Source organism: Rhizobium sp. SG2393, assembly GCF_042610495.1.
In the GTDB taxonomy this organism is placed as follows: Bacteria; Pseudomonadota; Alphaproteobacteria; order Rhizobiales; family Rhizobiaceae; genus RU20A.
The window spans coordinates 702,464-728,489 of record NZ_JBHGAP010000001.1; the positions used below are offsets into that span (position 1 = coordinate 702,464).

Consider the following 26,026-nt stretch of genomic DNA (forward strand, 5'->3'; position numbering starts at 1 on the left):
CGGAAGAGAGACGACGAAGGAGAGCGGCGATGACCCTGACCAGCGAAACGACCCCGACCAGCGACAGGACGGCGGGCGATCTGGCCGACCGGCTTCTCTCCGTCATCGAAAACGACATCCTGCCCCTAACGGAGAAGGGCGTGGCAGCCGGCAACAAGGTGTTCGGCGCGGCGATCCTCCGCAAATCCGATCTCTCGCTGGTGCTGGCCGAGACCAACAACGAGACGGAAAACCCGCTCTGGCACGGCGAGGTGCACACGCTGAAGCGCTTCTACGAGATGGGCGAACGGCCGGACACGAAGGATCTCGTCTTCCTCTCCACCCACGAGCCCTGCTCCATGTGCCTTTCGGCCATCACCTGGGCGGGATTCGACAATTTCTACTATTTCTTCAGCCACGAGGACAGCCGCGACGCCTTCTCGATCCCGCACGACCTGAAGATCCTCAAGGAGGTCTTCAAGCTGGAGCCGGGACAGTATGCGCGCAAGAATGCCTACTGGGTCTCCGACGCCATCGCCGCACTGATCGCCGCCTCCCCCGAGCGCGCAAGCCTGGAAGCCCGCGCCGAGGCGATCCGGGCGCGCTATGCGGCCCTTTCCGACAATTACCAGTCGTCCAAGGGCGACAATGACATCCCGCTGAACTGAGCTGATCGGACCTCCCCATGCAGCCTTCGACCGACATTGCCCGCCTCATCGAGATCATGGCGGCGCTGCGCGACCGGGAGACCGGCTGCCCCTGGGATATCGAACAGACCTTTCAGACCATCGTGCCCTACACGATCGAGGAGGCCTACGAGGTAGCCGAGGCGATCGACACCGGCGACATGGACGACCTGCGCGACGAGCTGGGCGACCTGCTGCTGCAGGTCGTGTTCCATGCCCGCATGGCGGAGGAGGCCGGAGAGTTTTCCTTCGGCGATGTCGTCAACGCCATCACCACGAAGATGATCCGCCGCCATCCGCATGTCTTCGCCCGCTCCGACGCCGATACGCCCGCCGCCGTGAAGGCGCAGTGGGCGGCGATCAAGGCCGAGGAGAAGGCCGAACGCACCGCCCGCCGCGCCGCGCGCGGGATCACGCACACGCCGGGGCTGCTCGACGCTGTCAGGCGCGGGCCGGTGCTGACGGAGGCGCTGGCCCTGCAGGAGAAGGCCGCGACCGTCGGCTTCGACTGGTCGGACGCCGCCCCCATCCTCGACAAGATCGAGGAGGAGATCGCCGAATTGCGCGAGGCGCTGGCAGCGGGCGGGACGGACAAGGTGAAGGGCGAACTCGGCGACCTTCTCTTCGCCGTCGTCAATATTGGCCGCCATGTGAAAGCCGATCCAGAAGAGGCGCTGCGTGCCACCAATGCCAAGTTCCGCCGCCGCTTCGGCCATATCGAACAGGTGCTGGCCGACATGGGCGAGGACATCGGCGCCGCCACGCTGGAGCGGATGGAAGAACTCTGGCAGGACGCCAAGCGTCTGGAACCGGCAGCGGAGGGTGAGGCAGCGAGCGCGGCGGCGGTAGGGTCGGCTTCGGAGGACGCCGATACGTCGGGTGCTGCGACATCGCCTGCGAGCTTCCCCGCGACATCGACGCTGGATGGCGCCGTCTCCGCCGGGCGTCGATGAGGCGGTGATGCCGCTCGCTCGCCGTCATCCGCTGCTGTCGGCCGCCGCAATCCAGATCGTGGCGCTGGTGGTCGCCCTTGCGCTTTTGGCCGGGCTGCGCGCCGCTCTTCCCATGGACTCGGCAAGCGGCGGCGAGGCGGACCCCGGCCTGCCGCTCTGGCTGCTGATGTCCGCAGCACTGGCCGAGGCCGGCATCGCCGCCGGGCTGACGCGCCTTGCCGGACTGCCCGTCTGGTGGATCTGGATCGGCGCCGGCTTTCCGCTGGCGATCTGGCTGACGCTGATGACCGCCGGCACCTTGCCCGCCTGGCCCTTCGGGCTCGCCTTCCTGCTGCTCTCGCTCGTCTTTTCCAACACGGCGCGGGAGCGCGTGCCGCTCTACCTGACGAACCGCGTGACGGCGGAGGCGCTGAAGGGGCTGATGCGCGAGCGCGGCCTGACGAGCGCCCTCGACCTCGGCTCCGGCCTCGGCGATGTCGTGCGCGCGCTCGACGGCGAAGGCCGCACCGCGCGCGGCGTGGAGACCGCCCCCTTCGCCTTCGCGCTGTCCTGGCTGTTCTCCCGCCTCACGGGTCGCGGTTCGATCGCGCGGGTCAGCCTCTGGGAGACCGATCTCGGCGACAGCGATCTCGTCTACGCCTTCCTCTCGCCCGAACCCATGCCCGCCCTCTTTGAGAAGGCCAGGCGTCAGATGAAGCCGGGCAGCCTCTTCGTCTCCAACAGCTTCGCCGTGCCGGAGGTGGAGGCCGACGAGGTATGGGAGCTCTCCGACCGGCGCGGGACGCGGTTGTATCTCTACGGGATGGGTGGGGGGTAGTTTTTTCGCGGTCGTGCGTGGGAGCACCCCCCCTCTGTCCTGCCGGACATCTCCCCCGCAAGGGGGGGGAGATTGGCAGGGCGCGCCGGCAGCATGCTCATTCAATGGCTTCGGAGGGCGACATGACGGGATCGTGCCGGCTGCGATGTGGAGCGATGAGCCTGCCTCTTGCCAATCTCCCCCCTTGCGGGGGAGATGTCCGGCAGGACAGAGGGGGGTAGCACCACACCCCATACCGGGCCCACCCGCACCTGCGCGCCCTCCGCACCAACACCCCCGCGCGCGACAACGCCGGGGTTACGGTCAGGTCGGACGGGGCGCGCCACCGGCGCGGGATGGGATGGAAAAGGAAAAGCGCCCGTGGCGCGCCCCGTTCGGCGGTTTTTGCTCGCAAGCCTGATCGGTAGAACGGAAACCGGCTCGTCCCGGCATCTCGTCCGGCGCAAGGGACGCGGCTTTGAAAGACGTCCCAGACGCCAGGTTTTACAGGACGGCGGTCTTCCACCCGCCGCCATCGCGTTCCTGTGGCCTTGCGGCCTCCCCGGCAGGATTCATGCAGCCCACCGGTCGATCCTTTCGCGAACCCGCGACGGAAGGGCATGCGTCCCTCCCCTCCGTCTTGCGCCGGCCCCGCCTCGCCGGCACGCCTGCCGGTGCATCCGATGGCGGAGCGACGACGATGATAGGCCGCCCGCGCCGGAGGGGGAAAAGGGGGCAAATACGGGGCGCGATGAAACGGATTCAGGGCGTGCAAAGTGATAGCGCACATGCTTTGCAGGGGACAACCGACGGAGAAACACACTCCTTGCGTCGTCCTCGGGCTCGACCCGAGCACCCATGCGGCGCCGCGCCTGTGGCTGTGGATCCTCGGGTCAAGCCCGAGGATGACGGTGAGTGGGCGGTGCCGAGGGCGAGGAACCGCATCCCTCAGCGGATTTCGACGCCTCTGATATACCCGAACAGCCATTCCGACTGCCGTCATGCTCGGGCCTGACCCGAGCATCCACGCCGTACCCGATGCGCTTGCGGTGTGGATGCTCTGCCTAGGGGCGAGAACACGGAGGCTGGCTTCGCCTTGCGTCTCCAGAGAAGGCCGCACGGTCGTTAAGCCCGCGACAACGCAAAAAGGCGGCCCGCAGGCCGCCTTTCGGATAGGTCGGAGCATGAACCGCAGATCGCGGATCAATGTTCCTTGGTGGCGTAGACCGACTTCTTCGTGAGGTAGACGAGGCCGGTGAAGATCAGCAGGAACACCATGACCATGAAGCCGGTGCGCTTGCGGTCTTCCAGATGCGGCTCGGCGGCCCACATCAGGAAGGCGGAGACGTCGCGGGCGTACTGGTCGACCGTCTGCGGCGAACCGTCGTCATAGGTGACCTGGTCGTCCGAGAGCGGCGGCGCCATGGCAAGTGCCGCGGCGTTCGCGAAGTACGGGTTGAAATGCGTGCCTTCCGCGACGGTGACGCCTTCCGGCGGCTCCTGGTAACCGGTCAGCAGCGAGTGGATGTAATCCGGGCCGCCTTCCTGGTACTGGGTGAAGATGTCGAAGACGAACTGCGGGAAGCCACGGGTGATGCCGCGGGCCTTGGCGAGCAACGACATGTCCGGCGGCGCCGCGCCGTTGTTGGCGGCCGCTGCCGCTTCCACGTTCGGGAAGGGCGACGGGAAGTGATCGGAGGGAACGGCCTTGCGGGTGAACATTTCACCGTCGCCGTTCGGGCCGTCCTGCACTTCGTACTCGGCGGCGAAAGCCTTTACCTGCGCATCCGAATACCCGAGGCCTTCCAGCGTGCGGAAGGAGACGAGGTTCATGGAGTGGCAGGCCGAACAGACTTCCTTGTAGACCTTGAGGCCGCGCTGCAGCTGGCCCTTGTCGTACTTGCCGAACGGGCCGGCGAAGGTCCAGCTTTCCTGCTTCGGCTTCAGGATCGGATAGTGACCGGCCTTGGCGGCATGTTCGGCGAGCGCGGCGAGATCGCCGTGCTCCTCGGCAGCCATGGCCTGGCCGGAAAATCCGGCCAGCGCGGCGATCAGAGCGATGCTCGTGACAAGCTTCTTCATCGATGTATTCCTCTCACGCGCTCTCAGGCTTTGGCCGCAGCGGTCTTGCCGCTCTTTTCAAGGACCGCTTCGGTGATCGAGTTCGGGATGCGCTTCGGCGTCTCGAACAGGCCGAGCAGCGGAAGGATCACGAGGAAGAAGCCGAAGTAGTAGGCCGTGCCGGTCTGCGACAGCGTCACGTAGATGCCGTCCGCCGGCATGGCGCCGAGCCAGCCCAGCATGATGGCATTGGCGACGAAGATCCAGAAGAACAGCTTGTACCAGGGACGGTAGACGGCCGAACGGACCTTGGACGTATCGAGCCAGGGCAGGAAGAACAGCACGATGATCGCGCCGAACATCACGAGAACGCCACCAAGCTTGGAGTCGATCGGGCCGACATTGAAGGTGATGGCGCGCAGCATGGCGTAGAAGGGCAGGAAGTACCATTCCGGAACGATGTGCGCCGGGGTCTTCAGGGCGTTCGCCATGATGTAGTTGTCGGGGTGGCCGAGATAGTTCGGCATGTAGAAGACGAACCAGGCATAGACGATCAGGAAGATCGAGACGCCCAGCGCATCCTTCAGCGTCGCATAGGGCGTGAAGGGCACGGTGTCGGTCTTCGACTTCACTTCGACGCCCGTCGGGTTGGTCTGTCCCGTGACGTGCAGCGCCCAGATGTGCAGCACGACGACGCCGGCGATCATGAAGGGCAGCAGGTAGTGCAGCGAGAAGAAACGGTTCAGCGTCGGCTGATCAACGGCAAAGCCGCCGAGCAGGAACTGCTGGATCCACTCGCCCACCCACGGGAAGGCCGAGAAGAAGCCGGTGATAACCGTGGCACCCCAGAAGGACATCTGGCCCCAGGGCAGCACGTAGCCCATGAAGGCGGTCGCCATCATCAGCAGGAAGATGACCACGCCGAGGATCCAGAGGATTTCGCGCGGGGCCTTGTAGGAACCGTAGTAGAGACCGCGGCCGATATGCAGGTAGACGGCGATGAAGAAGAACGACGCGCCGTTCGCATGCATGTAGCGCAAGAGCCAACCGTGGTTGACGTCGCGCATGATCTTCTCGACGGAGGTGAAGGCGACCGTCGTATCGGCAGCATAATGCATGGCGAGCACGACGCCCGTCAGGATCTGCACGATGAGCATCACCGCCAGCATGGCGCCGAAGGTGTAGGCATAGTTGAGGTTACGCGGAACCGGGTAGGAGATGAAGCTGTCGTGGACGAGACGCGGCAAGGGCATGCGCGAGTCGATCCACTTCTCGATCCCCGTCGACGGCTGGTAGGTCGAATGATCTGCACTCATTATCAGGTGTCCCCTCAACCGATCTTGATGACAGTGTCGTTGACGAACGAAAAGGTCGGAACGGCAAGGTTCTGCGGTGCCGGGCCCTTACGGATACGGCCGGCCGTATCGTAGTGCGAGCCGTGGCAGGGACAGAACCAGCCGCCGAAATCGCCGGACTGGCCGAGCGGCACGCAGCCGAGATGCGTGCACGAGCCGATCATGACGATCCAGTTTTCCTTGCCTTCGCCGGCCGAACGATCGATGTCGGTCGCCTGCGCGTCCGGCGCGATGTTGGCATTGCGGGCGATCGGATCCTTGAGATCGGCAAGCTGGACGGCTTTGGCCTCTTCCACTTCCTTGTCGGTCCGGTTGCGGATGAAGATCGGCTTGCCGCGCCACTTGGCCGTCAGCGACATGCCGGGCTGCAGGCTCGACACGTCGACCTCGATGGAGGCGAGCGCCAGCGTCGATGCGTCCGGACGCATCTGGTCAATGAAGGGCCAGGCTACGGCCGCGGCGCCGACGGCACCGGCCATGCCGGTCGTCAGGTACAGGAAATCTCGGCGAGTCGGCTCGCCGGACGTTTCGCTCGTTGTCTCGTGTTCGCTCACGGTCAAACCATCCTCTCACGCATTTCTCTTGCGGAAACCGCACATCTTGTCGCCCGGTGCTCCGTCGAACCGCATCCCGGACACGAAAGCGGCCTTTCGCCACCCCGCCGGAACGGGTCTAAACCCTTGCCCCCGCATGCAGTTGAACGAAGAAATTGCGCCAGATCAATAAGCGAGCTTGAAACACGGAAAGGATTTTTGAACCCTCCTCCCGTGTGCCCCGCCTCGCCTGCCATCGGCCGGACACAGATTCCCCGTCAATCCGCCGCGTTCTATGCGCGAACAGCGTCCATGTCCAGTGTCGCAATGGCAACGGGCCACAATGTCGCGGGATTGCCGCTTGCTGACTTGACGGGGCGCAAGCGGCTGGAATGGCGGGGAAAACGCGTCAGCCGCCCCTCGCCTATTCCGCCGCCGCCTCGTCGCGGGCGATGAAGCCGCCGGACTGGCGGTTCCAGAGATCGGCATAGAGCCCGCCGCGGCGGATAAGGTCGTGATGGGTGCCGTCCTCGACGATCCGGCCGCGATCCATGACCACGAGTCGGTCGAGGGCGGCAATGGTCGAAAGCCGATGCGCGATGGCGAGCACGGTCTTGCCCTGCATCAGCCGCTCCAGATTGGACTGGATGGCGGCCTCCACCTCCGAATCAAGCGCCGAGGTGGCCTCGTCGAGGACGAGAATCGGCGCGTTCTTCAGCATGACGCGGGCAATGGCGATGCGCTGGCGCTGGCCGCCGGAAAGCTTGACGCCGCGCTCGCCGACATGGGCATCGAACCCCTTGCGGCCGCGCTGGTCCTCCAGCCGCTCGATGAAATCCAGCGCCTCGGCCTTGTCAGCCGCGTCCCTGAGCGCCTTTTCGTCCGCATCCGGGCGGCCGAAGAGGATGTTGTCGCGGATCGAGCGGTGCAGCAGCGAGGTGTCCTGGCTGACCATGCCGATCTGCCCGCGCAGGCTTTCCTGCGTGACGGCCGCAATTTCCTGTCCGTCGATGAGGATGCGCCCGCCCTCGACGTCGTAGAAGCGCAGCAGAAGGTTGACGAGTGTGGACTTGCCCGCACCCGAGCGGCCGACGATGCCGACCTTTTCGCCGGGGCGAACCACGAGCGAGAGATCATCGATGACTCCGCTCTCGCGGCCGTAGTGGAAGCGGACATTTTCGAAGCGGACTTCGAGTCGCTGGATGACAAGCGGCTTCGCCTCCGGCCGGTCCACAAGGCCGATGGGCTGCGAGATGAGGTCCGCGGAGTTCTGGATCGTGCCGATGTTGCGCATGATGCCGTTCAGCTGCGTCATCAGGCGTCCGAGCAGGAAGTTGAGCCGAAGCACGAGCGCCATGGTGAAGGCGACGGCGCCCGAGGTGACGAGGCCGGAGAGCCAGAGATGGATCGACAGGGCCGCCATGGAGACGATCATGACGCCCGAAAGCAGCGACATGGAGGCGCGCACGGCGGTCAGAAGCCGCGTGAAGCGGATGATGGTTTCCTGGAAAATGTCGAAGCCGGCCCGCATGTAGCGGTCGTTTTCCTCGTCGCGGCCGAAGAGGCGCAGCGTCTGGATATTGGAATAGGCATCCACCATGCGGCCCGACAGCATGGAGGAGGCTTCAGCCGAGGCGCGCGAATGCTCGCGGATGCGCGGCACGAAATAGCGCGCAAGACCGGCAAAGGCCGCGATCCAGAGGAGGACGATGGCGGCGAGCTTCAGATCGAGGCTGCCGATCAGCACCAGCGTGGAGACCGCATAGATCGCCACGAACCAGATGCTCTCCATGAAGGAGGTCATGACATCGCCGGTCGCCTGCCCCGCCGACCAGACCTTGGTGACGATGCGGCCGGAAAAATCGTTCTGGAAGAAGGAGATGGATTGGCGCGCCACATGCACGTAGGACTGCCAGCGCACCAGATTGTAAAAGCCCGGCGTGATGACCTGCTGGTCGATCAGCGCCGTCAGGAAGGCGACGAGGAAACGCACCACGCCGACGAGCAGCAGCATGGTGAGAAGTTCGAGCCCGTGGGCGGCGATCAGCCCGCTCCAGCCGTCGCCGGGCTTCAGCGTATCAAGAATGTCGACGATACGGCCGACATACCAGAAGGTCGCGGCCTCGATGCCGGCGGTGGCGCCCCCGAGCACGAGCATGAGGAAGAAGGGGAGCTTCGCCTGACGCAGGTAGAACCAGATGAAGGCGAGAAGCGGCTTTGGCGGCTGCAGCGTGTCGCGCTCCGCAAAGGGATCGATCCAGGTTTCGAAGGTTCGGAAGAGCCGGTTCATCATGGCGCTGATATAGCCCCTTCCCGCGCTGCGGCAAATTAAACTTCGTCAAGGAAGGTGCCCGGCAGCACGCCTGCGGCGCAAGAGTGGGGCAAACATGCGGCCAAAGCGTTTTGGATGCTTGCCAAGCGGCGACGAGAGCCATAGATCGCGCCCATGCCGTCTCCCGATGGCAAGCGGCGGCGCTTCGAACGCCGCCCATTTTCCGATGACAGCCTGCCGGCGAGCTCCCATGAGCCGGAAGGCCCCGTCAACCGTCGCGTCCGCCCTCAGCCTCCCGAAGGAGCGGCGCACTTTCGACAAAGGGTTCACCCGTGGCATCCATTCCACAGACCAAGGCGGCGGCCGCATCGTCCGGCGCCGCTACGACCGCTTCCGGTCCCACGAGCTTTCGCTTCGCGCTCGTCGCGCTCACCTCGCTCTTCTTCATGTGGGGCTTCATCACCTGCCTGAACGACATTCTCGTGCCGCATCTGCGCAATGTCTTCTCGCTGAACTACACGCAGTCGATGCTGATCCAGTTCTGCTTCTTCGGCGCCTATTTCCTCGTGTCGCTGCCGGCCGGCGCCATCGTCAAGCGCATCCGCTACAAGTGGGGCATCGTCGCCGGCCTCGTCGTCGCCGCCATCGGCTGCGGCCTCTTCGTGCCGGCGGCCTCCGAGCGCTCCTACCCGCTCTTTCTCGGCGCGCTCTTCGTGCTCGCCAGCGGCATCACGCTGCTGCAGGTGGCCGCCAACCCCTACGTCACCGTGCTCGGCCCGCCGGACACGGCCGCAAGCCGCCTGACGCTGACGCAGGCCTTCAATTCGCTGGGAACCACGGTCGCCCCGATGTTCGGCGCTTTCCTGATCCTCGGCGGCGCGGCCGCCGCGACCGCCACCATGACGCCTGAGCAGATCGACGCCGTGAAGGCGGCGGAAGCCGCGGCCGTCAAGCTGCCCTATATGGGCCTTGCCGCGGCCCTTCTCGCCCTTGCCGCGCTCTTTGCGGCGCTGCGCCTGCCCGAAGTGGACGATCTCGAAGACCTCTCGCCGATCGCCGACACGGGCTCGGCCTGGAGCCACAGGCATCTCGTGCTCGGTGCCGTCGCGATCTTCCTCTATGTCGGCGCGGAAGTCTCGATCGGCAGCTTCCTCGTGAACTTCCTGGGCGAATCATCGATCGCCGGCATGCCGGAGGCCGAAGCCGCCCATTACGTGGCCTATTTCTGGGGCGGCGCGATGATCGGCCGCTTCATCGGCTCGGCCGCGATGCGCACCATCCCCGGTGGCAAGGCGCTCGCCTTCAACGCGCTGGCGGCGACCGCACTCCTGCTCGTCACCGTCTTCACCTCGGGTTCGCTCGCCATGTGGGCGGTGCTGGCTATCGGCCTCTTCAACTCGATCATGTTCCCGACGATCTTTTCGCTGGCGCTCCACGGCCTCGGCCGCCACACCAGCCAGGGCTCCGGCATCCTGTGCCTCGCCATCGTCGGCGGCGCCATCCTGCCGCTCGCCCAAGGCGCGCTCGCCGACACGTTCGGCATCCAGCACGCCTTCCTGATGCCGGTCATCTGCTACCTCTACATCGCCTATTACGGAGCAAAGGGCAGCCGCCCGGCGTAAGGGCGTGCTGGTCGATATCTGGGCACTCCCTCTCCGTCATGGTCGGGCTTGACCCGACCATCCATGCAGCAAGCCGTGCGGGCGTGGCGTGGATCCTCGGGTCAAGCCCGAGGACGACGGTGGGAAGAGACGCTGACGAAGACAACAAAGGGCGCCGTGATCTCTCGCGGCGCCCTTTGTCATTTCGGTGTCGTCTCACTGAGCCGGCACAGTCTCCGTCGCCGCCTCTTCCGTGTCGTCGGCGAGGAAGCCGCCGGACTGGCGGGCCCAGAGGGCGGCGTAGATGCCGCCGTGATCGACGAGTTCGCCGTGGCTGCCGGTCTCGACCACGCGGCCGTGCTCCAGCACGATCAGCCTGTCCATCTCCGTCAGCGTCGACAGGCGGTGGGCGATGGCGATCACCGTCTTGCCTTCCATGAGGGCGAAGAGGTTTTCCTGGATCGCGGCTTCCACTTCCGAATCGAGCGCCGAGGTCGCCTCGTCGAGGATCAGGATCGGCGCGTTCTTGAGGAAGACACGGGCGATCGCGATCCGCTGGCGCTGGCCGCCGGAGAGCTTCACGCCGCGCTCGCCGACCTGCGCATCGAGGCCACGACGGCCCTGCATGTCCTCGAGATCGACGATGAAGTCCCAGGCATTCGCCCGCTTCGCCGCTTCGACAATCTCCGCATCGCTCGCCTCGGGCCGTCCATAGGCGATGTTGTCGCGAATGGAGCGGTGCAGAAGCGAGGTATCCTGCGTGACGACGCCGATCAGGCCGCGCAGGCTATCCTGCGTCACCGTCGCGATGTCCTTGCCGTCGATGGTGATGCGCCCGCCTTCCAGATCGTAGAAGCGCAGGAGCAGGTTCATCAGCGTCGTCTTGCCGGCACCCGAGCGGCCGACGAGGCCGACCTTCTCGCCCGGACGAATGTCGAGCGTCAGGCCCTCGATGACGCCACCGCCCGCCTTGCCGTAGTGGAAGGTGACGTTGTCGTAGCGGATCGCACCGCGCGGGGCCGTCAGCTGAGGGGCTGCCGGCTTGTCAACGATGTCATGCGCCTTCGTCATCATGCTCATGCCGTCATAGACCGTGCCGATGGCTTCGAAGAGGGCTGCGACCTCCCACATGATCCACTGCGACATGCCGTTGATGCGCATGGCAAGGCCGATCGCGACTGCGATGGCGCCGACCGAGATGGTGCCCGTGAGCCAGGAATAGATGCCGAGGGCGGCCACGGCGAAGATCGCCACGGCATTGTTGATGTCGACGAGAATGTTGAGCGCCGAGATCTGCCGCATCTGCCGGTGGACGGTGCCGAGGAAGGCACCCATGCCCTCGCGGGCATAGTGTTCCTCGCGGCCCGCATGGGAGAAGAGCTTGACCGTCGCGATGTTGGTGTAGCTGTCCACCACGCGCCCCGTCATCATCGAGCGGGCATCGGCCTGGTCGCTCGAGGACTTGCGAAGCTTCGGGATGAAGTAGCGCAGGATGGCCGCATAGGCGATGAACCAGACGACGAGCGGCACCACGAGACGCCAGTCGGCGGCAATCACCAGCGCCAGCATCGAGACGAAGAAGCTGATCGCATAGACGAAGACGTCGATGATCTTCATGACCGCTTCGCGCACGGCAAGCGAGGTCTGCATCACCTTGGTGGAGACGCGGCCGGCGAATTCGTTGGCGAAGAAGGTCATGGAGTGGCGCAGCAGATAGCGGTGCATCTGCCAGCGCGCGATCATCGGATAATTGCCGGCCAGCGCCTGATGCATGGTCAGCGTGTGCAGCGTACCGACGAGCGGCAGGCCGATGAGAAGCAGCGCCGCCATCCAGATCAGGTGGGTGCTTTCGTCCTGCAGGAACGTCTCGCGATTGGCCGTCGACAACCAGTCCACGATGTTGCCGAGGAACTGGTAGAGGAAGACTTCGCCGAACGCGATCAGCATGGAGCAGAGGCCGAGCAGCGCCAGCCACGGCCCGGCCGGGCGCGTATAGTGCCAGCAGAAGGCGAAGAGACCCTTCGGCGGTGCGGTCGGCTCCTCCGTCGGGAAGGGATTGAGCCGGGATTCGAACCAGGCGAACATGGAAAAACTCCTGATAGGGGCCGCAATCAGCCGGGAACGGACCGTGGCGGCAGGACATATGTCGAAAGCAGGGAGCCGGTCTCAAACGGTCACGAACCGGATACCCTTGGGCGGGGCAGACCGGACGGCACGGTATCGATGTCAGAGCAATCGATGCGGACGGCAGAACCGGTCAGGGGCGCGAAGCGCCGCCAAGCCATGCGGATGGCGCAAGAAACAGAAATGTCATTCGGCAGCCCTCCGTCGGTTCGCGTTGAGATGGGATATGTCTACCGGCTTTTGCAGATGCTCGCCAGCCCGCCTGCCTGCATTTTCGGCAGAAGCGGCCGGCCTGTTGCCAAATCGGCACAGATCGACTACCCGCCGAAACGCCTGCCGCCCGACCCGGCGGAACAGCAAACGCGAGGAACTGCCAGGAGATGGCCATGATCGACATCGCGCTCTATCAGCCCGACATTGCCGGCAATACCGGCACGATCCTGCGCTTTGCCGCCTGCCTCGGGCTCGGCGTGCACGTCATCGAGCCCGCCGGCTTCGACCTTTCCGACCGCAACCTGAAGCGGGCCGGCATGGACTACATCGCCGCAGCCGCCCTGACGCGGCATGTGACCTGGGCGGCGTTTCAGGACTGGCGGCAGCAGACCGGCCGGCGGCTGGTACTTTCCAGCACGATGGCCGCCCTCCCCTATACGGACTTCGCCTATGCGGATGGCGACATCCTGCTCTTCGGTCGCGAAAGCGCCGGCGTGCCTGAGACTGTGCATGCGGCGGCGGACGCCCGTGTGCTGGTGCCGATGAAGCCCGGCATGCGCTCGCTGAACGTCGCGGTGACGGCGGCGATGGTGGCGGGCGAAGCCTTGCGGCAGACGGGCGGGTTTGGCACCGTGTGACGACGGACGGACGGCTGGCGGTCAATCCATCACGTTCGCCAGCGCGCGGGGTGCGGAATTGGCGATGCCGAAGCCGAGGCTTTTCAGCGCGGCGCGGGCCCGCTCGGCGCCGAGACGCACGGCGTTTTCCTGCAGGTCGCTGTTGACGAGGCGGCCGATGCCGCTGTCGTCCATGCTGTCGAGGATCTGGGTGAAGCTGGCGGAGGTCTCGACCCGCGCGGCCGCCGAGCCGACGACGGTGCGGGCCGTGGTGAGCCCCCCGAGCATCGCATCGATGGCGCGGATCATGCCTTCGAGCTCGTCCAGGCGCGTGTTGCGGTCAAGCCCGATCTCCTCGCCGGAGGTGGGGATCTCCGAAATGCCGCCGATCAGATGATAGTCGAAGCCCGTGCCGGCGCGGGTGCGGCCGGTGTAGCTGCGGGTCAGCAGACCATCCTCGGCATTGCCTTCGGCGATGAGGTTGGTACGCGACGTATCGACCTCGATGGTGCGCACGAGCGGCCGGTCTCCGGTCGGCTCGACGGCGGCAATGATGGAGCGCACCCCCGGCTTTTCATGGGTTTCGGTCTTCAACCAGTTCTGGCCGCCGAAGCCGGCCTTGGCGATGACGGCGGACAGCTGCGCCTTCAGGCGCTCGATCTCGCTGTCGAGACGGCCCTTGTTCTCGGCCGATTCGGCCTGGGCCTGAATGAGGCGCTTGCGGATCTGCTCGACGACGGCCCGCGCCGTCTCGATGCCGATGGCGGCGGAATCGGCAAGCGCTGCGGAGAGTGCAGTGGCATCTTCGGCACTGGCGAGCGACAGGCGCTCGGCGCCGAGCGCGCCCGTGGCCGACCAGTAACCGCTCGTATCGGCGGCAACGGCGGTGGTGATCTTCTTGGCGGTCGCGCCGCGCACAGGCGCGCGCTGCTGTACCCGGTTGACACCATTCAGAAGCGAAAGGGCCGAAGCCGTCGCTGCGCTAATACCCATGTTCGTCATGCTCGAAGTCCCCTGTCCCAAGACCGGCCGTCATGGCCGATGCGAGCCCTTCGAGCCGTGTCACGCGGTTCTTCGAGCCTCTGCGGGGAATATGAGGATGATCTTTTGCAGAACGCTTCGCGCAATTGCTAAAATTTGAGCCAATCGTCATTTTTCGAGAATTGGCTGTTGGCGAAGGGCTGTCAGTCTGCCGTCGGCAGGCGGCGCATGGTGAATTCGATCTCGCCGCCATCGGTCTGGCGCCAGCTTTCCACCTCGGTCCAGTAGGCGGCCTTGGGCCAGGCGTCGAACCATTCCCGCGCCTTCTCGCGTGCCGCCGCGCGGTCCATGCGGAACGTCTCGCGCACGAAGGGATCGCGCCGCTTCGACTCGCCCGACGTCTCGCCGCGCCGGCGCTCGATCTGCCGTCGCAATCCTTCCAGCGGTGGTAACGGTCTCATGCCTGCCATCGGATGCCCTCGCTACGGCCTTCAAGATAGGCCGATGCGGCGCATTTTGCGAGTCTTTCCAGATGATTGCGGCCCCTCGGCGCACCTGACCGTTGCAATTGACGGCCGAATGGTCGAACTGTCATGCAGGAGTGACAGTGTGCCGGCGCCGCTTCGGCCCCGCGCGACCGCGACAGGATCGACACCATGGAACGACCCCAGCTGCCCAAGGGCCTGCCCGACGACATCGAGACGCGGAAGGCGGAGGCGCGCCAGTGGTTCGAAAGCCTGCGCGACACCATCGTCGCGGCCTTCGAGACGCTGGAGAACGAACTGACCGGACCGAATGCCGACAAGGCGCCGGGCCGGTTCGTGGCCAAGGACTGGCAGCGCGACGGCGGCGAAGGCGGCGGCGGACGCATGTCGATGATGGAAGGCCGCGTCTTCGAGAAGGTCGGCGTCCACACATCGACCGTGCATGGCGAGTTCTCGCCCGAGTTCCGCGGCCAGATCCCCGGCGCGGAGGAAGATCCCCGGTTCTGGGCCTCCGGCATCTCGCTGATCGCCCACCCCGTGAACCCCAACGTGCCGGCCGTGCACATGAACACCCGCATGGTGGTGACCACCAGCCGCTGGTTCGGCGGCGGGGCCGATCTGACCCCGGTCCTCGACCGGCGGCGCACGCAGGACGATCCGGACACGCAGCTCTTCCACCGCGCCATGCAGCTCGTCTGCGACCGCCACGCCGACATCGCCGACTATCCGCGCCTGAAGGCCTGGTGCGACGACTATTTCCACCTGAAGCACCGCAACGAGCCGCGCGGCGTCGGCGGCATCTTCTACGACTGGCTGCACTCGCCAGCCGAAAAGGGCGGCTTCGACGCCGACTTCGCCTTCACCCGCGACGTGGGCCAGGCCTTCGCGCTCGTCTATCCCCGCATCGTGCGCGGCAATCTGGAAACGCCCTGGACTGAGGCCGACCGCGAGGAGCAACTGGTGCGCCGCGGCCGCTACGTGGAGTTCAACCTGCTCTACGACCGCGGCACGATCTTCGGGCTGAAGACCGGCGGGAACGTGGAGTCGATCCTGTCGTCCATGCCGCCGATGGTGAAGTGGCCGGCGTGAGGGTCTGACTGGGCGGGTGCGCCAGCCCCCCCTCTGCCCTGCCGGGCATCTCCCCCGCAAGGGGGGAGATCGGCAAGAGGCGTGCCCGCTGCCCCGATCAGAACCAGTGAAATTCTAGAGGCCGGAGAGAGGCTTGCGGAGCTTGCCGCCTTCGGATCTCCCCCCATGCGGGGGAGATGTCCGGCAGGACAGAGGGGGGTGCCCCCACCCACCAAACCTGCGGCCCGCCCCTGCCCTCAGATCACGCTGAGCGACCAGGAAACGATCTGGGCGGCGACTTCAGCGAAGGCCTTGTCGAGGCCGGCGACGAAGGCCTTGTTGCCGGAGCCAGCGACCGGGAGTTCGGCGCGGAAGGCCTTCTGGGCGACGATCGAGCCGTTGCGGTCGTTGAGGAGCTTGGCGGAGATTTCCACGATGGCGCGCTGCGGACCTGCGGTGGAGACCTCGAAGGCGCGGATGTCGGTCAGGAGCTGGTAGTCGATCGCAAGCCCCTCGCCCGGCTTGCCGACGCCGCCGAGGCGGCCGGTCGATTCGAAGGCCTGCACGAGCTTCGACTGCACCATGCGCGGCAGGCGGTCGCTCCACTGGGACTGTGAGAGATATTGCAGCTCGGCGCCGGAGAGCCGCACGACGATCTGCTCGCTGTCGAGCGCCTTCAGCGCGGTCGGCTCCGGCACGAGAAGCTGACGGCCCTTGGCGGAACGGCCCTCGACGGCCGGCATGCTGCTCAGCGTGAACGTGTCGTTCTTGGCCTGCCCGGCACAGCCGGCCAGCGTAAGGACGGAAAGCGCAAGCAACGTTGCGGCCCGAAGGACGGGAAACCGGACCGAACCGACTGAACGACGCGCCATCTGTACTGAACCTCTCATAAACCTGTCCGCAATGTAGAGGCCGCGGACCCGAAAGCAATTGACACCACGCGCCAAAGTGCAGGGAAACACACTCTGCACGGCGCTCTTCCCCATGCGCCTGCGTCGACGCCGGAAAGGTCTCGCCGCGCCCCGAACCTACCGGCGCGTACGCCCGTCATACTGTTTGACCGTTTCGCCACCGAAGATCAGGCGCTGCGGATCCTTGTCGAAGGTCGAGATCGTATCCTGCAGCGTGCGCATGGTGCGGCGCGTCTCGTCCACCAGCGCCTGCACGTCGCGCAGGCCCGAGCCGGAGAAACGCTTGATGTTGTCGGCGATCGGACCGATCTGCGCATTGAGATTGTCGGCAACCGCGCGGAACGACTTCAGCGTATCCTGCGCCTGCGCCGAGAGCGACGGCGCATCGGCATCGCCGAGGAAACCATCGAGCTTGACGAGGATGCCATCGACGCGCGTGGAAGCGGCGTTGAGCTTTTCGATCATGTCGCGGGCCTGGTCGATGGTCTTGTCGATATCCGGGCGGCGCTGGTCGATGGTCTCGCCGAGCCGCTGGAAGGAGGCGACCGCCGCGCGCGCATCGGCCGATGCGGCGGTGACATTGTCGACCGCCGAGCCGACCTTGGCCGGATCCACGGAAGCGACCAGCGCATCGACGCGCTTCAGCGTCTCCTGCGCGTTCTTGCCGAAGGTCTCGTAGGTTTCCACCGTGCGCTTGATGCCGGAGACAGCGTCCGCCACCTGGCCGGAGGCGGCGCGAAGGTCGTTGCTCATCGTCTCGACGTTGGAAACGATCGTCTCGACCTTCTTGGTATCGACCGCGCGCACGAGGTTGTTGGCAGCCTCAAGGGTCGAATCGAGCTTGGCGGACGCCGAGTTGATCGAGTCCGACATGTTGGCGACGCTTTCGAGGAATTTGTCCACACCGTCGGCATTGTCGGCGAGCGACTTGGTGAAGCGCTCGGCATTGCCGATCGTCTCCGTCAGCGGCCCGCGCACGTCCTTGACGAAGCCCTGGAGGTCGCCGATCGCGGTATTGGCGCGGTCGAGGATCTGGTCGGCGGTGGTCAGCAGCGTCGTGACGCTCGATTCGTCGGCGGTCAGCGTCGCCGCCTGGCCGGTCTCGAGCGCCTTGGCGAGAATGTTTTCCTCGCCCTTCTTGCCTCCGGACAGTTCGATATAGGCCGCGCCCGTCAGGCCCTGGATTTCAAGCTTGGCCGTGGTGGAGCCCACGACCGGCGCATCGACGGAGACTTCCGTGCGGGCGACCGAATAGCGCGAATCGTTGGAGTTGATCGCCAGACCCTTCACCGAGCCGACGGGAATGCCGTTGAAGCGCACGGGCGAGCCGACACTGAGGCCGTTGGCGGAACCGGGAATGGAGATGACGAGCGGCGCCATCTCGCCGCCGCGGCCATATTGCGACATCCAGTAGACGAACCCGAAGGCCGCCGCGACGACGAAGACGGTGAAAAAACCGACGATCGTGTAGTTGGCTTTGGTTTCCATGCGTTCCGGCCATCTTCCTTGCGGGGCAGGCGTTTCAGGGCTCGATGCCCGTCGCGCCGACGTCTTCAGTCACCGGCGCCTCAGCGCCGGCCATTCATGCCTGACTTGTGTCACCGACAACCACGGAGCGCGCCCGCTTGCCCTTGAAATAGGACTGCACCCAGGGGTCGTCGAAGGCGAGCATGTCGTCGAGCGTCCCCTCGACCAGCACCTTCTTCTTGCCCAGCACCGCGATCCGGTCGCAGACCGAAAACAGGCTGTCGAGGTCGTGAGTCACCATGTACACGGTCAATCCCAGCGTGTCGCGCAGTTTGGCGATGAGATCGTCGAACTCGGCGGCACCGATCGGATCGAGGCCCGAGGTCGGCTCGTCGAGGAAGACGAGGTCCGGGTCGAGCGCCAGCGCCCGGGCGAGCGCGGCGCGCTTGATCATGCCGCCCGACAGTTCCGACGGATATTTGGACGCCGCCTCCGGGGCGAGACCGACGAGATCGATCTTCAGCCGTGCCAGCTCGTCCATCATGTCCTGCGGCAGATCCAGATATTCGCGCATCGGCACCTGGATGTTCTCGAGCACCGTCAGCGAGGAAAAGAGCGCGCCGTGCTGGAAGAGCACGCCAAGGCGCATGTCGAGCTGCAGGCGCTCGGCATCGGTGGCCGCGTCGTAATCCTTGCCGAGGATTTCGATCGTGCCTTCCTTGTGCGGCAGGAGGCGCAGCACCGTGCGCATCAGCACCGACTTGCCCGTGCCGGACGCGCCCACGAAGCCGAGGATCTCGCCGCGATAGACATCGAGGTCGAGCTTGTCGAGCACGGTGTTTTCGCCGAAGGAGACGGTCAGTCCCTTGACGGAAAGGATCGCCTCGCGCGCCTCGCCCTTGCCTTCGCTCGTGCCGGGCGGTTGCCGGGTCGCATCCTCTGTCGGACGCGGGCTGGTGTCGGTGTCCATCCGGTCCTCCCTTAAAAGTCGATGGCGGCGTAGAACATGGCGAAGAGGCCATCGATGAGGATGACCACGAAGATAGACTTCACGACCGAGGCCGTGACGTGTTTGCCGAGAGATTCCGCGCTGCCGCCGACTTTCAAGCCTTCGACCGCAGAAACAACGCCGATGATCAGCGCCATGAACGGCGCCTTGATCATGCCGGCGAGCACGGAGGAGATATCGACGGCCTCCTGCAGGCGCGACAGGAAGGTGGCGAATGTGATGCCGGAATAGGCCCAGGAGACGAGCGCAGCCCCGGCAAGGGCCGCGAAATTGGCAAGGATCGTCAGAAGCGGCAGCACGATCGTCAGCGCCACCAGACGCGGGAAGACCAGCACGCCGATGGGGCTGAGGCCCATGACCTTCAGCGCATCCACCTCCTCGCGCATCTTCATCGAGCCGATCTCGGCCGTGATCGCGCTGCCGGACCGGCCGGCGATCATGATGGCGGTCAGCAGAACGCCGATTTCGCGCAATTGCAGGATGCCGACGAGATCGACCACGAAGACTTCGGCGCCGAAATAGCGCAGCTGGAAGGCCCCCTGCTGGGCGATGATGGCGCCGATCAGGAAGGACATCAGCAGGATGATCGGCACGGCCTGCACGCCCATGCGGTCGATCTGGTTGACGATGGCCGCAGGCGACAGCCCGCTGCCGCGCCCGAGCTTCAGCTGCGCGCCGCGCACCGCAGAGCCCAGAATATACATGGCGGCGATGAGATCCTGCCAGGACGACACGACGGCGCGGCCGATCGGCGAGAGGATTCGCTCGTAAAGCGGCGGCGGTCCCTTGCCTTCCGTCTTGGGCTCCGGCAGGCGCTCGGGCAGAGCCTCGATGAAATCGGCGTAGCGGCTGTCGCCGGCTTCCAGCGTCACGCCCGCATCCTTGCCGCCGAGACCGGCCATGAGGCGGCGGATGAGCCAGGCGCCGGACGTGTCGATGCCGGTGACGCCGGAGAGATCGATGACGGCGGGGCCGTCCTGTTGCGGCATGGACTTCAGCTCGCGCGCCAGCGCCGGCGCCTGCGTATGCCGCCAGTCGCCGCTCAGCATGAAGCGCGCCGTGCCGTCCTCGCCGGTTTCGACCGTGATTCCGGCCGTTTCCGGTTGCTGTCTGATCTGTGCCTTCACGCGCCCCGAACTCAATCTTGCGAAAGTGACGATATCTTAATTAGGTCACCCCTGACCGAGTGTCATTAGCGCCGCACGCTTTTCAGGTCGGAACCGGCAGGGTGTTGCCTCCGGGCCGCAATCGCCAGCCGGTGAGCGCCAGCCCGCAGCCGACGCTCGCCACCACCGCCATGACGTAGAAGGCCTGGACATGGTAGAGCGCAAAGAGGCTGCCCGACAACAGCGTCAGAAGCGCCGTGAAGGAGCCGTTGTAGAAGAAATAGAGCCCCTGCGCGGAGGCTTCCTGCGCCTCGGCCACGCGCCGCACCATCATGTTCTGCATGCCGACATGCATGGTGGCGAAGGTGAAGGCGTGGAAACATTGCAGCACGAAATAGCCGGGAAAGCCGAGATCGTGCGGGAAGATGATCCAGCGCAGGACGGCGAGGAAGCAGCCGGTGAAGATCATCGTCCACAGGCTGAAGCGGCGCAGCAGCGCGCGGGCGAAGATGAAGACGAGCACTTCCGCAAAGACGCCGGCGCTCCACAGCATCGCGATCGCCGTGCCGGAAAAGCCGATCTGCTGCCAGTAGATGGCCGAGAAGGCGAACAGCATGGCATGGCTGCCATTGACCAGCGCCACGCCCAGCATCAGCAACTGGAGATCGAACTGGCGCAGCGCCTTTGCCGGCGGGCTTGCAAGGCCCGACAAGGGTGTCGGCTGGCGCGGCCGCCCGACGCGCGGCGCAAGGATCGCCGTGACGATCATCAGGAAGGAGCCGATCGCCATCATCGGGAGCACGACCCCGCCGCCATGACGGCCGATCAGCATGCCGCCGATCATCGTCGCGCCGATGAAGGCGAGCGAACCCCAGAAGCGCATGCGCCCGTAATCGAACCGCCAGCGCCGGACCCCGGTCAGCGTGATCGCCTCCGTGATCGGCAGATAGGGCGAGAAAAACGCCTGGTGCAGGCCGTAGGCGATGAGGATGGCGAGGAATCCGTTGGTGGTGAAGAGCGACAGCGCCATGACGAGCGTCATGGCGGCGGAGACGACGAGGACATTGGCGCGCTCGCGGATGCGATCCGCAATGACGCCGGCGACCGGCGCCGTCAGGACGCGGATGAACATGGGCAGGCCGAGCAGCACGCCGATCTCGTTATCCGTCAGCGACAGCCCGTGCAGCCAGACGGGCAGGAAGGGCATGGCGACGCCGTTGACGATGAGGGGCGCGGAAAACAGCAGGGCGATGCGCGCCTCGAAAAAACGGGGCGCATCCGCCCGCGAAACGGTCGGCGAAGCGGCAGACATGGACGATCCATCGGAAGAGACGACGAATCGATACCATGCGTCGGCCATGACCGGAAAGCGTGCACCGCAACACGGGGGCGCATGGATCGCGACGGTTGCAAAAATGTCTCAGCCGTCGCGACTGCCAGGCGTGGCGCGCGCCGCTCACGCGGCATCGCACGGCGGGAGAGCCGTCCGGATGCAGGACCGGGCAACAGCGCCGCCTATGCGGCGGGGCGGGCCAGAATGCCTGATAGCATCTGCTCGGTCATGCGCGCCTCTTCCCCATCCGTCTCCGTGACGGGCTGGGCGGCGCCCGCCTGCTGCCAGGTCAGCAGTTCCATCGTGCCGTCCATGTGCTCGACGACGGCCGTGCAGCTTTCCACCCAGTCGCCGGTGTTGATGTAGCGGATGCCCTCGATATCGGCGATGACGGCATGGTGGATGTGGCCGCAGATGACGCCGTCGGCGCCGGCCTCGCGGGCCTCGTCCGCCACCACCGTCTGGAACTCGCCGATGAAGTTGACGGCATGCTTGACCTGAAGCTTGGCCCAGGCCGAAAACGACCAGTAGCCGAGGCCAAGGCGCCGGCGGATGGCTGCCAGCACGACATTGATGGCGATGGCCGCGTCATAGGCCCAGTCGCCGAGATAGGCGAGAAGGCGCGCATTGCGCACCACCACATCGAACTGGTCGCCATGCAGCACGAGATAGCGGCGCCCGTCGGCGGCCGTGTGCATGTGACGGTCGGCCACTTCGATGCCGCCGAAATGGGTGCCGGGGAAATCGCGCAGGAATTCGTCGTGATTGCCGGGAATGTAGATGATGCGGGCGCCCTTGCGGGCCTTGCGCAACAGCTTCTGCACGACGTCGTTGCAGCCCTGCGGCCAGTACCAGGAGCGCTTCAGCCGCCAGCCATCGATGATGTCGCCGACGAGAATGATCGTCTCGGCCTCGTGGTGGCGCAGGAAATCGAGCAGATAGTCGGTGCGCGCCGCCTTGGATCCCAGGTGAACGTCCGAGATGAAGAGGGTGCGGAACTTGCGCGGCTCGGGGATTGCGTTTTTGCCGGACATGCTGCCTCCCGCGGGTTTGGCTTGACGACTGCCCGCAGTGAAAAACAGAATCGTGTTTCAGCGTTATGACATCGGCCGTGGAACGCCCGGTTCTCGCGAAAACCTAATCGTTAGAACGCCCTGCCTCAGCCTGTACCTTGGTCGCAAATCATGCCAGAAGGTCCGCGTTTGAACCATTTCGAAGGAGTGAGCGGGCGATGAGCATGGGCGAGAAGGATTCACGGGCGGTTCCGGCCACGGGCGATATCGACCAGCAGGCCCTGTTCTTCCACCGCTATCCCCGCCCGGGCAAGCTGGAGGTGACGCCGACCAAGCCGCTCGGCAACCAGCGCGATCTGGCGCTCGCCTATTCTCCGGGCGTCGCCGCGCCCTGCCTCGCCATCCGGGACGACCCGGCGGCGGCCGCCGCCTACACCGCCCGCGCCAACCTCGTCGCCGTCGTCTCCAACGGCTCGGCCGTGCTCGGCCTCGGCAATATCGGCCCGCTTGCCTCCAAGCCCGTCATGGAAGGAAAGGCCGTCCTCTTCAAGAAATTCGCCGGCATCGACGTCTTCGACATCGAGATCGACGCGCCGGAAATCGACCGCATGGTCGATGTCGTCTCGGCGCTGGAGCCGACCTTCGGCGGCATCAATCTGGAAGACATCAAGGCGCCGGAATGCTTCGAGGTCGAGCGCCGTCTGCGGGAAAAGATGAATATCCCGGTCTTCCACGACGACCAGCACGGCACGGCGATCATCGTCGCCGCCGCCATCCTCAACGGGCTGGAACTGGCTGGCAAGGACATTGCCAAGGCGAAGATCGTGACGTCAGGCGCCGGTGCCGCCGCACTCGCCTGCCTCAACCTGCTCGTCACGCTGGGCGCCGCGCGCGAAAACATCTGGGTCCACGACCTCGAAGGCCTCGTCTATGAGGGCCGCGAGGTGCTGATGGACGAGTGGAAGTCGGTCTACGCCCAGAAGAGCGACAAGCGGACGCTGGCCGAGTCCATCGGCGGCGCCGACGTCTTCCTCGGCCTTTCCGCCGCCGGCGTGCTGAAGCCGGAACTGCTGGTGCAGATGGCCGAGCGCCCGCTGATCATGGCGCTCGCCAACCCGAACCCCGAGATCATGCCGGAACTGGCGCGTGCCGCCCGCCCCGACGCGATGATCTGCACGGGCCGCTCGGATTTCCCGAACCAGGTCAACAACGTGCTCTGCTTCCCCTATATTTTCAGGGGTGCGCTGGACTGCGGCGCCAACACGATCAACGAAGAGATGAAGATGGCCGCCGTGCGTGCCATCGCGGCGCTGGCGCGTGAGGAGCCTTCCGACGTTGCGGCGCGGGCCTATTCCGGCGACACGCCGATCTTCGGGCCGGATTATCTCATCCCCTCGCCCTTCGACCAGCGCCTCATCCTGCGCATCGCGCCCGCCGTGGCGCGGGCTGCGGCGGAATCGGGTGTCGCCGAGCGCCCGATCACCGACTGGGACGCCTATCTCGACCAGCTGAACCGCTTCGTCTTCCGCTCCGGCCTGATCATGAAGCCGGTCTTCAACGCCGCCAAGAGCGCGTCGAAGAAGCGCGTCATCTTCGGCGAAGGCGAGGACGAGCGCGTGCTGCGCGCCGCCCAGGTGCTGCTCGAAGACGGCATTGCCGAGCCGATCCTGATTGGTCGTCCGCAGATCATCGAAACGCGCCTGCAGCGCTACGGCCTGCGCATCCGCCCGGAAACCGATTTCGAGGTGGTGAACCCGGAAGGCGATCCGCGCTACCGCGACTATGTGGACGAATATTTCGCCCTCGTCGGCCGGCTTGGCGTGATCCCGGAAGCCGCCCGCACCATCGTGCGCACCAACCAGACCGTGATCGGTGCGCTTGCCGTGCGCCGTGGTGACGCCGATGCGCTGATCTGCGGCGTCGAGGGACGCTACAGCCGGCATCTGCGCGATGTCTCGCAGATCATCGGCAAGAAGGCCGGCGTGCTCGACTTCTCCGCCATGAGCCTGTTGATCTCGCAGCGCGGCGCGACCTTCTTCACCGACACCTATGTGACCTTCAACCCGACCGCCGAAGAGATCGCCCAGGCGACTGTGATGGCGGCGCAGGAAATCCGCCGCTTCGGCATCGTGCCGCGCGCCGCGCTCGTCTCGCACTCCAATTTCGGCTCCCGCGACAGCGAAAGCGCCTTCAAGATGCGCAAGGCGATCGGGCTGGTGCGGGAACTGGCGCCGGACCTTGAGGCGGATGGCGAAATGCACGGCGATTCGGCGATCTCCGAGGCGCTCCGCCACCGCGTCATGCCGCACTCGACGCTGTCGGGCGAAGCCAACCTTCTGGTCTTCCCGAACCTCGACGCCGCCAACATCACGCTCGGCGTGGTAAAAAGCATGACCGACAGCCTGCATGTCGGCCCGATCCTGCTCGGTGCGGCGCTGCCGGCCCACATCCTTTCGCCGTCGGTGACCTCGCGCGGCGTGGTCAACATGGCGGCGCTCGCCGTGACCGAGGCCAGCTACCCGCTCTGAGGCGGAGGGCAAGCCTATACGGCGGGGCGCTGTGGAGCGTCCCGTCTATGCCGGACGCGTGAAGAGAGCCCTCCTCGCCGCCGGCGCGGCATGCCGCGAGACTGGCACAAGCTCCCTGTGGTTCCAAGGGAGACTGTGACGCACGCCCCGATGATCGCGTGCCGGAGGAACCGCATGGCCGACACCGACGCTTTCGACACTGTGATGGCCTATCTCGAGACGAGCCCGGAAATCGACATCGACCATGTCTATGGCCTGATGCGAGAGCATTATGGCTTGACGGATCTCATGTATCTCGAAGCCGAGCGGATCGGCGGCCACTATCACGCCCGCTCCCTGGAATGCACCCATGCGCGCAACCGGGCCGGACCCTGCTTCAGCGCCGAGGGACGGGTGGAGGATCGCGCCCTTGTGATGGCGCTGCAGAGTTTCCGCCCGCTGGACTATGATTACGTGCGCCGCAGCGCCGGCGCCGACGCCTATCTGACGGTGACCGTGACGGCGGACGACCGGCCGATGCAAGGGCTTGCGCTGCCGCAGGCCTGCCCGCCCGGCCGGGCCGCCGTCCTGATCGTGGAAGCCGGCATGGCGTCTTCGGACTGGCGCCTCTTCCTGCACCGGCACCAGCGCGACCTGCAGTTCATCGCAATCCTCTTCCATTCGGCGCTCACAGACCGCTCCGGCGCGCCCGCGCGACCGGATGTGACACTGACACCGCGGGAAAGGGCCGTGGTCGATGCCACGCGCAAGGGGCGCCCCGCCCGCGAGATCGCCGCAGGCCTTGGAATGGCCGAACAGATGGTCGGTTTCTTTCTGAAAAACGGCCTGCGCAAGCTGGAAGCCATCGGCGCGGGAACGCCCGCACCGCTGATCTCCTGAGCGCTGCGCCGGCCGATACGGTTGCATTAACTTCAAAACCGGGTGCGCCGTTGCCA

Annotated in this window: 20 protein-coding genes and 1 pseudogene; 8 read left to right on the forward strand and 13 right to left on the reverse strand. The window is 65.7% G+C overall.

Features of this window, described 5'->3' with window-relative positions; translation table 11 throughout:
- The first annotated feature begins 29 nt into the window (after positions 1–29).
- The 3 genes and pseudogenes from ACED18_RS03365 (at position 30) to ACED18_RS03375 (ending at position 2,435) form a co-directional block, all read left to right on the forward strand.
- The gene (locus ACED18_RS03365; RefSeq protein ID WP_377288989.1) at positions 30–647 is read left to right on the forward strand and encodes a nucleoside deaminase; all 618 of its coding nucleotides are present in this window, start codon (positions 30–32) and stop codon (positions 645–647) included.
- Between the two features lie 17 nt (positions 648–664).
- A pseudogene (gene mazG, locus ACED18_RS03370) lies at positions 665–1,495 on the forward strand (nucleoside triphosphate pyrophosphohydrolase); the annotation flags it as partial.
- A 130-nt stretch (positions 1,496–1,625) separates the two neighbouring features.
- Positions 1,626–2,435 carry a hypothetical protein gene (locus ACED18_RS03375; RefSeq protein WP_377288991.1) on the forward strand — a complete coding sequence of 270 codons (810 nt, stop codon included), beginning with the start codon at positions 1,626–1,628 and terminating at the stop codon, positions 2,433–2,435.
- A gap of 1,182 nt (positions 2,436–3,617) precedes the next feature.
- Here the strand turns inward: ACED18_RS03375 and ACED18_RS03380 are convergent.
- The 4 genes from ACED18_RS03380 to ACED18_RS03395 form a co-directional block, all read right to left on the reverse strand.
- A complete protein-coding gene (locus ACED18_RS03380; RefSeq protein WP_377288993.1) occupies positions 3,618–4,496 on the reverse strand; it encodes a cytochrome c1 in 879 nt (292 codons plus the stop codon).
- Positions 4,497–4,519: 23 nt separating this feature from the next.
- Positions 4,520–5,791 carry a cytochrome bc complex cytochrome b subunit gene (locus tag ACED18_RS03385; RefSeq protein ID WP_377288996.1) on the reverse strand — a complete coding sequence of 424 codons (1,272 nt, stop codon included), beginning with the start codon at positions 5,789–5,791 and terminating at the stop codon, positions 4,520–4,522.
- Positions 5,792–5,805: 14 nt separating this feature from the next.
- On the reverse strand, positions 5,806–6,384 hold the full coding sequence (petA, locus tag ACED18_RS03390; RefSeq protein ID WP_377288998.1) for a ubiquinol-cytochrome c reductase iron-sulfur subunit: 579 nt from the start codon (positions 6,382–6,384) through the stop codon (positions 5,806–5,808).
- A gap of 403 nt (positions 6,385–6,787) precedes the next feature.
- Positions 6,788–8,656, reverse strand: coding sequence for an ABC transporter ATP-binding protein (locus ACED18_RS03395; protein WP_377289000.1), 1,869 nt, complete (start codon positions 8,654–8,656; stop codon positions 6,788–6,790).
- A 311-nt stretch (positions 8,657–8,967) separates the two neighbouring features.
- Here ACED18_RS03395 and ACED18_RS03400 point away from each other — a divergent pair, with 311 nt between their 5' ends.
- Positions 8,968–10,257 carry a sugar MFS transporter gene (locus ACED18_RS03400; RefSeq protein ID WP_377289004.1) on the forward strand — a complete coding sequence of 430 codons (1,290 nt, stop codon included), beginning with the start codon at positions 8,968–8,970 and terminating at the stop codon, positions 10,255–10,257.
- Positions 10,258–10,452: 195 nt separating this feature from the next.
- Here ACED18_RS03400 and ACED18_RS03405 read toward each other — a convergent pair whose 3' ends face one another.
- Positions 10,453–12,321, reverse strand: coding sequence for an ABC transporter ATP-binding protein (locus ACED18_RS03405; RefSeq protein WP_377289006.1), 1,869 nt, complete (start codon positions 12,319–12,321; stop codon positions 10,453–10,455).
- Between the two features lie 419 nt (positions 12,322–12,740).
- On the opposite strand from ACED18_RS03405, the gene ACED18_RS03410 reads away from it, so the two are divergent.
- Positions 12,741–13,211 (forward strand): tRNA (cytidine(34)-2'-O)-methyltransferase, encoded by a 471-nt coding sequence (locus ACED18_RS03410; RefSeq protein ID WP_377289008.1) that lies wholly within the window; start codon positions 12,741–12,743, stop codon positions 13,209–13,211.
- 21 nt (positions 13,212–13,232) lie between these two features.
- Here ACED18_RS03410 and ACED18_RS03415 read toward each other — a convergent pair whose 3' ends face one another.
- The gene (locus ACED18_RS03415; protein ID WP_377289010.1) at positions 13,233–14,192 is read right to left on the reverse strand and encodes a hypothetical protein; all 960 of its coding nucleotides are present in this window, start codon (positions 14,190–14,192) and stop codon (positions 13,233–13,235) included.
- 182 nt (positions 14,193–14,374) lie between these two features.
- Positions 14,375–14,641: a hypothetical protein gene (locus ACED18_RS03420; protein ID WP_377289012.1), complete on the reverse strand. Its 267-nt coding sequence runs from the start codon at positions 14,639–14,641 to the stop codon at positions 14,375–14,377.
- A gap of 186 nt (positions 14,642–14,827) precedes the next feature.
- On the opposite strand from ACED18_RS03420, the gene hemF reads away from it, so the two are divergent.
- The gene (gene hemF, locus ACED18_RS03425; protein WP_377289014.1) at positions 14,828–15,745 is read left to right on the forward strand and encodes an oxygen-dependent coproporphyrinogen oxidase; all 918 of its coding nucleotides are present in this window, start codon (positions 14,828–14,830) and stop codon (positions 15,743–15,745) included.
- A gap of 236 nt (positions 15,746–15,981) precedes the next feature.
- On the opposite strand, the gene ACED18_RS03430 is transcribed toward hemF, so the two are convergent.
- The 6 genes from ACED18_RS03430 to ACED18_RS03455 form a co-directional block, all read right to left on the reverse strand.
- Positions 15,982–16,596 carry an ABC-type transport auxiliary lipoprotein family protein gene (locus tag ACED18_RS03430; RefSeq protein WP_377289016.1) on the reverse strand — a complete coding sequence of 205 codons (615 nt, stop codon included), beginning with the start codon at positions 16,594–16,596 and terminating at the stop codon, positions 15,982–15,984.
- 156 nt (positions 16,597–16,752) lie between these two features.
- On the reverse strand, positions 16,753–18,123 hold the full coding sequence (locus tag ACED18_RS03435) for an MlaD family protein (RefSeq protein ID WP_377289018.1): 1,371 nt from the start codon (positions 18,121–18,123) through the stop codon (positions 16,753–16,755).
- 94 nt (positions 18,124–18,217) lie between these two features.
- Positions 18,218–19,072 (reverse strand): ABC transporter ATP-binding protein, encoded by an 855-nt coding sequence (locus tag ACED18_RS03440; RefSeq protein WP_377289020.1) that lies wholly within the window; start codon positions 19,070–19,072, stop codon positions 18,218–18,220.
- Positions 19,073–19,083: 11 nt separating this feature from the next.
- The gene (locus ACED18_RS03445; RefSeq protein ID WP_377291005.1) at positions 19,084–20,160 is read right to left on the reverse strand and encodes an ABC transporter permease; all 1,077 of its coding nucleotides are present in this window, start codon (positions 20,158–20,160) and stop codon (positions 19,084–19,086) included.
- A 160-nt stretch (positions 20,161–20,320) separates the two neighbouring features.
- A complete protein-coding gene (locus tag ACED18_RS03450; RefSeq protein ID WP_377289022.1) occupies positions 20,321–21,529 on the reverse strand; it encodes an MFS transporter in 1,209 nt (402 codons plus the stop codon).
- A 203-nt stretch (positions 21,530–21,732) separates the two neighbouring features.
- Positions 21,733–22,584: a UDP-2,3-diacylglucosamine diphosphatase gene (locus ACED18_RS03455; RefSeq protein ID WP_377289024.1), complete on the reverse strand. Its 852-nt coding sequence runs from the start codon at positions 22,582–22,584 to the stop codon at positions 21,733–21,735.
- A 197-nt stretch (positions 22,585–22,781) separates the two neighbouring features.
- On the opposite strand from ACED18_RS03455, the gene ACED18_RS03460 reads away from it, so the two are divergent.
- Positions 22,782–25,091 (forward strand): NADP-dependent malic enzyme, encoded by a 2,310-nt coding sequence (locus ACED18_RS03460; protein ID WP_377289026.1) that lies wholly within the window; start codon positions 22,782–22,784, stop codon positions 25,089–25,091.
- A 174-nt stretch (positions 25,092–25,265) separates the two neighbouring features.
- A complete protein-coding gene (locus ACED18_RS03465) occupies positions 25,266–25,970 on the forward strand; it encodes a helix-turn-helix transcriptional regulator (RefSeq protein ID WP_377289028.1) in 705 nt (234 codons plus the stop codon).
- Positions 25,971–26,026 lie beyond the last annotated feature (56 nt).

Excerpts from the sequence above, each read along its gene's own strand:
- ACED18_RS03455 (WP_377289024.1), bottom strand. The coding sequence starts at position 22,584 with ATGTCCGGCAAAAACGCAATCCCCGAGCCGCGCAAGTTCCGCACCCTC.
- ACED18_RS03445 (WP_377291005.1), bottom strand. The coding sequence starts at position 20,160 with ATGCTGAGCGGCGACTGGCGGCATACGCAGGCGCCGGCGCTGGCGCGC.
- ACED18_RS03450 (WP_377289022.1), bottom strand. The coding sequence starts at position 21,529 with ATGTCTGCCGCTTCGCCGACCGTTTCGCGGGCGGATGCGCCCCGTTTT.
- ACED18_RS03395 (WP_377289000.1), bottom strand. The coding sequence starts at position 8,656 with ATGATGAACCGGCTCTTCCGAACCTTCGAAACCTGGATCGATCCCTTT.
- ACED18_RS03460 (WP_377289026.1), top strand. The coding sequence starts at position 22,782 with ATGAGCATGGGCGAGAAGGATTCACGGGCGGTTCCGGCCACGGGCGAT.
- ACED18_RS03465 (WP_377289028.1), top strand. The coding sequence starts at position 25,266 with ATGGCCGACACCGACGCTTTCGACACTGTGATGGCCTATCTCGAGACG.
- ACED18_RS03435 (WP_377289018.1), bottom strand. The coding sequence starts at position 18,123 with ATGGAAACCAAAGCCAACTACACGATCGTCGGTTTTTTCACCGTCTTC.
- ACED18_RS03410 (WP_377289008.1), top strand. The coding sequence starts at position 12,741 with ATGGCCATGATCGACATCGCGCTCTATCAGCCCGACATTGCCGGCAAT.
- hemF (WP_377289014.1), top strand. The coding sequence starts at position 14,828 with ATGGAACGACCCCAGCTGCCCAAGGGCCTGCCCGACGACATCGAGACG.
- ACED18_RS03440 (WP_377289020.1), bottom strand. The coding sequence starts at position 19,072 with ATGGACACCGACACCAGCCCGCGTCCGACAGAGGATGCGACCCGGCAA.
- ACED18_RS03380 (WP_377288993.1), bottom strand. The coding sequence starts at position 4,496 with ATGAAGAAGCTTGTCACGAGCATCGCTCTGATCGCCGCGCTGGCCGGA.
- ACED18_RS03430 (WP_377289016.1), bottom strand. The coding sequence starts at position 16,596 with ATGGCGCGTCGTTCAGTCGGTTCGGTCCGGTTTCCCGTCCTTCGGGCC.
- ACED18_RS03375 (WP_377288991.1), top strand. The coding sequence starts at position 1,626 with ATGCCGCTCGCTCGCCGTCATCCGCTGCTGTCGGCCGCCGCAATCCAG.
- ACED18_RS03385 (WP_377288996.1), bottom strand. The coding sequence starts at position 5,791 with ATGAGTGCAGATCATTCGACCTACCAGCCGTCGACGGGGATCGAGAAG.
- ACED18_RS03415 (WP_377289010.1), bottom strand. The coding sequence starts at position 14,192 with ATGACGAACATGGGTATTAGCGCAGCGACGGCTTCGGCCCTTTCGCTT.
- ACED18_RS03365 (WP_377288989.1), top strand. The coding sequence starts at position 30 with ATGACCCTGACCAGCGAAACGACCCCGACCAGCGACAGGACGGCGGGC.
- ACED18_RS03405 (WP_377289006.1), bottom strand. The coding sequence starts at position 12,321 with ATGTTCGCCTGGTTCGAATCCCGGCTCAATCCCTTCCCGACGGAGGAG.
- ACED18_RS03420 (WP_377289012.1), bottom strand. The coding sequence starts at position 14,641 with ATGGCAGGCATGAGACCGTTACCACCGCTGGAAGGATTGCGACGGCAG.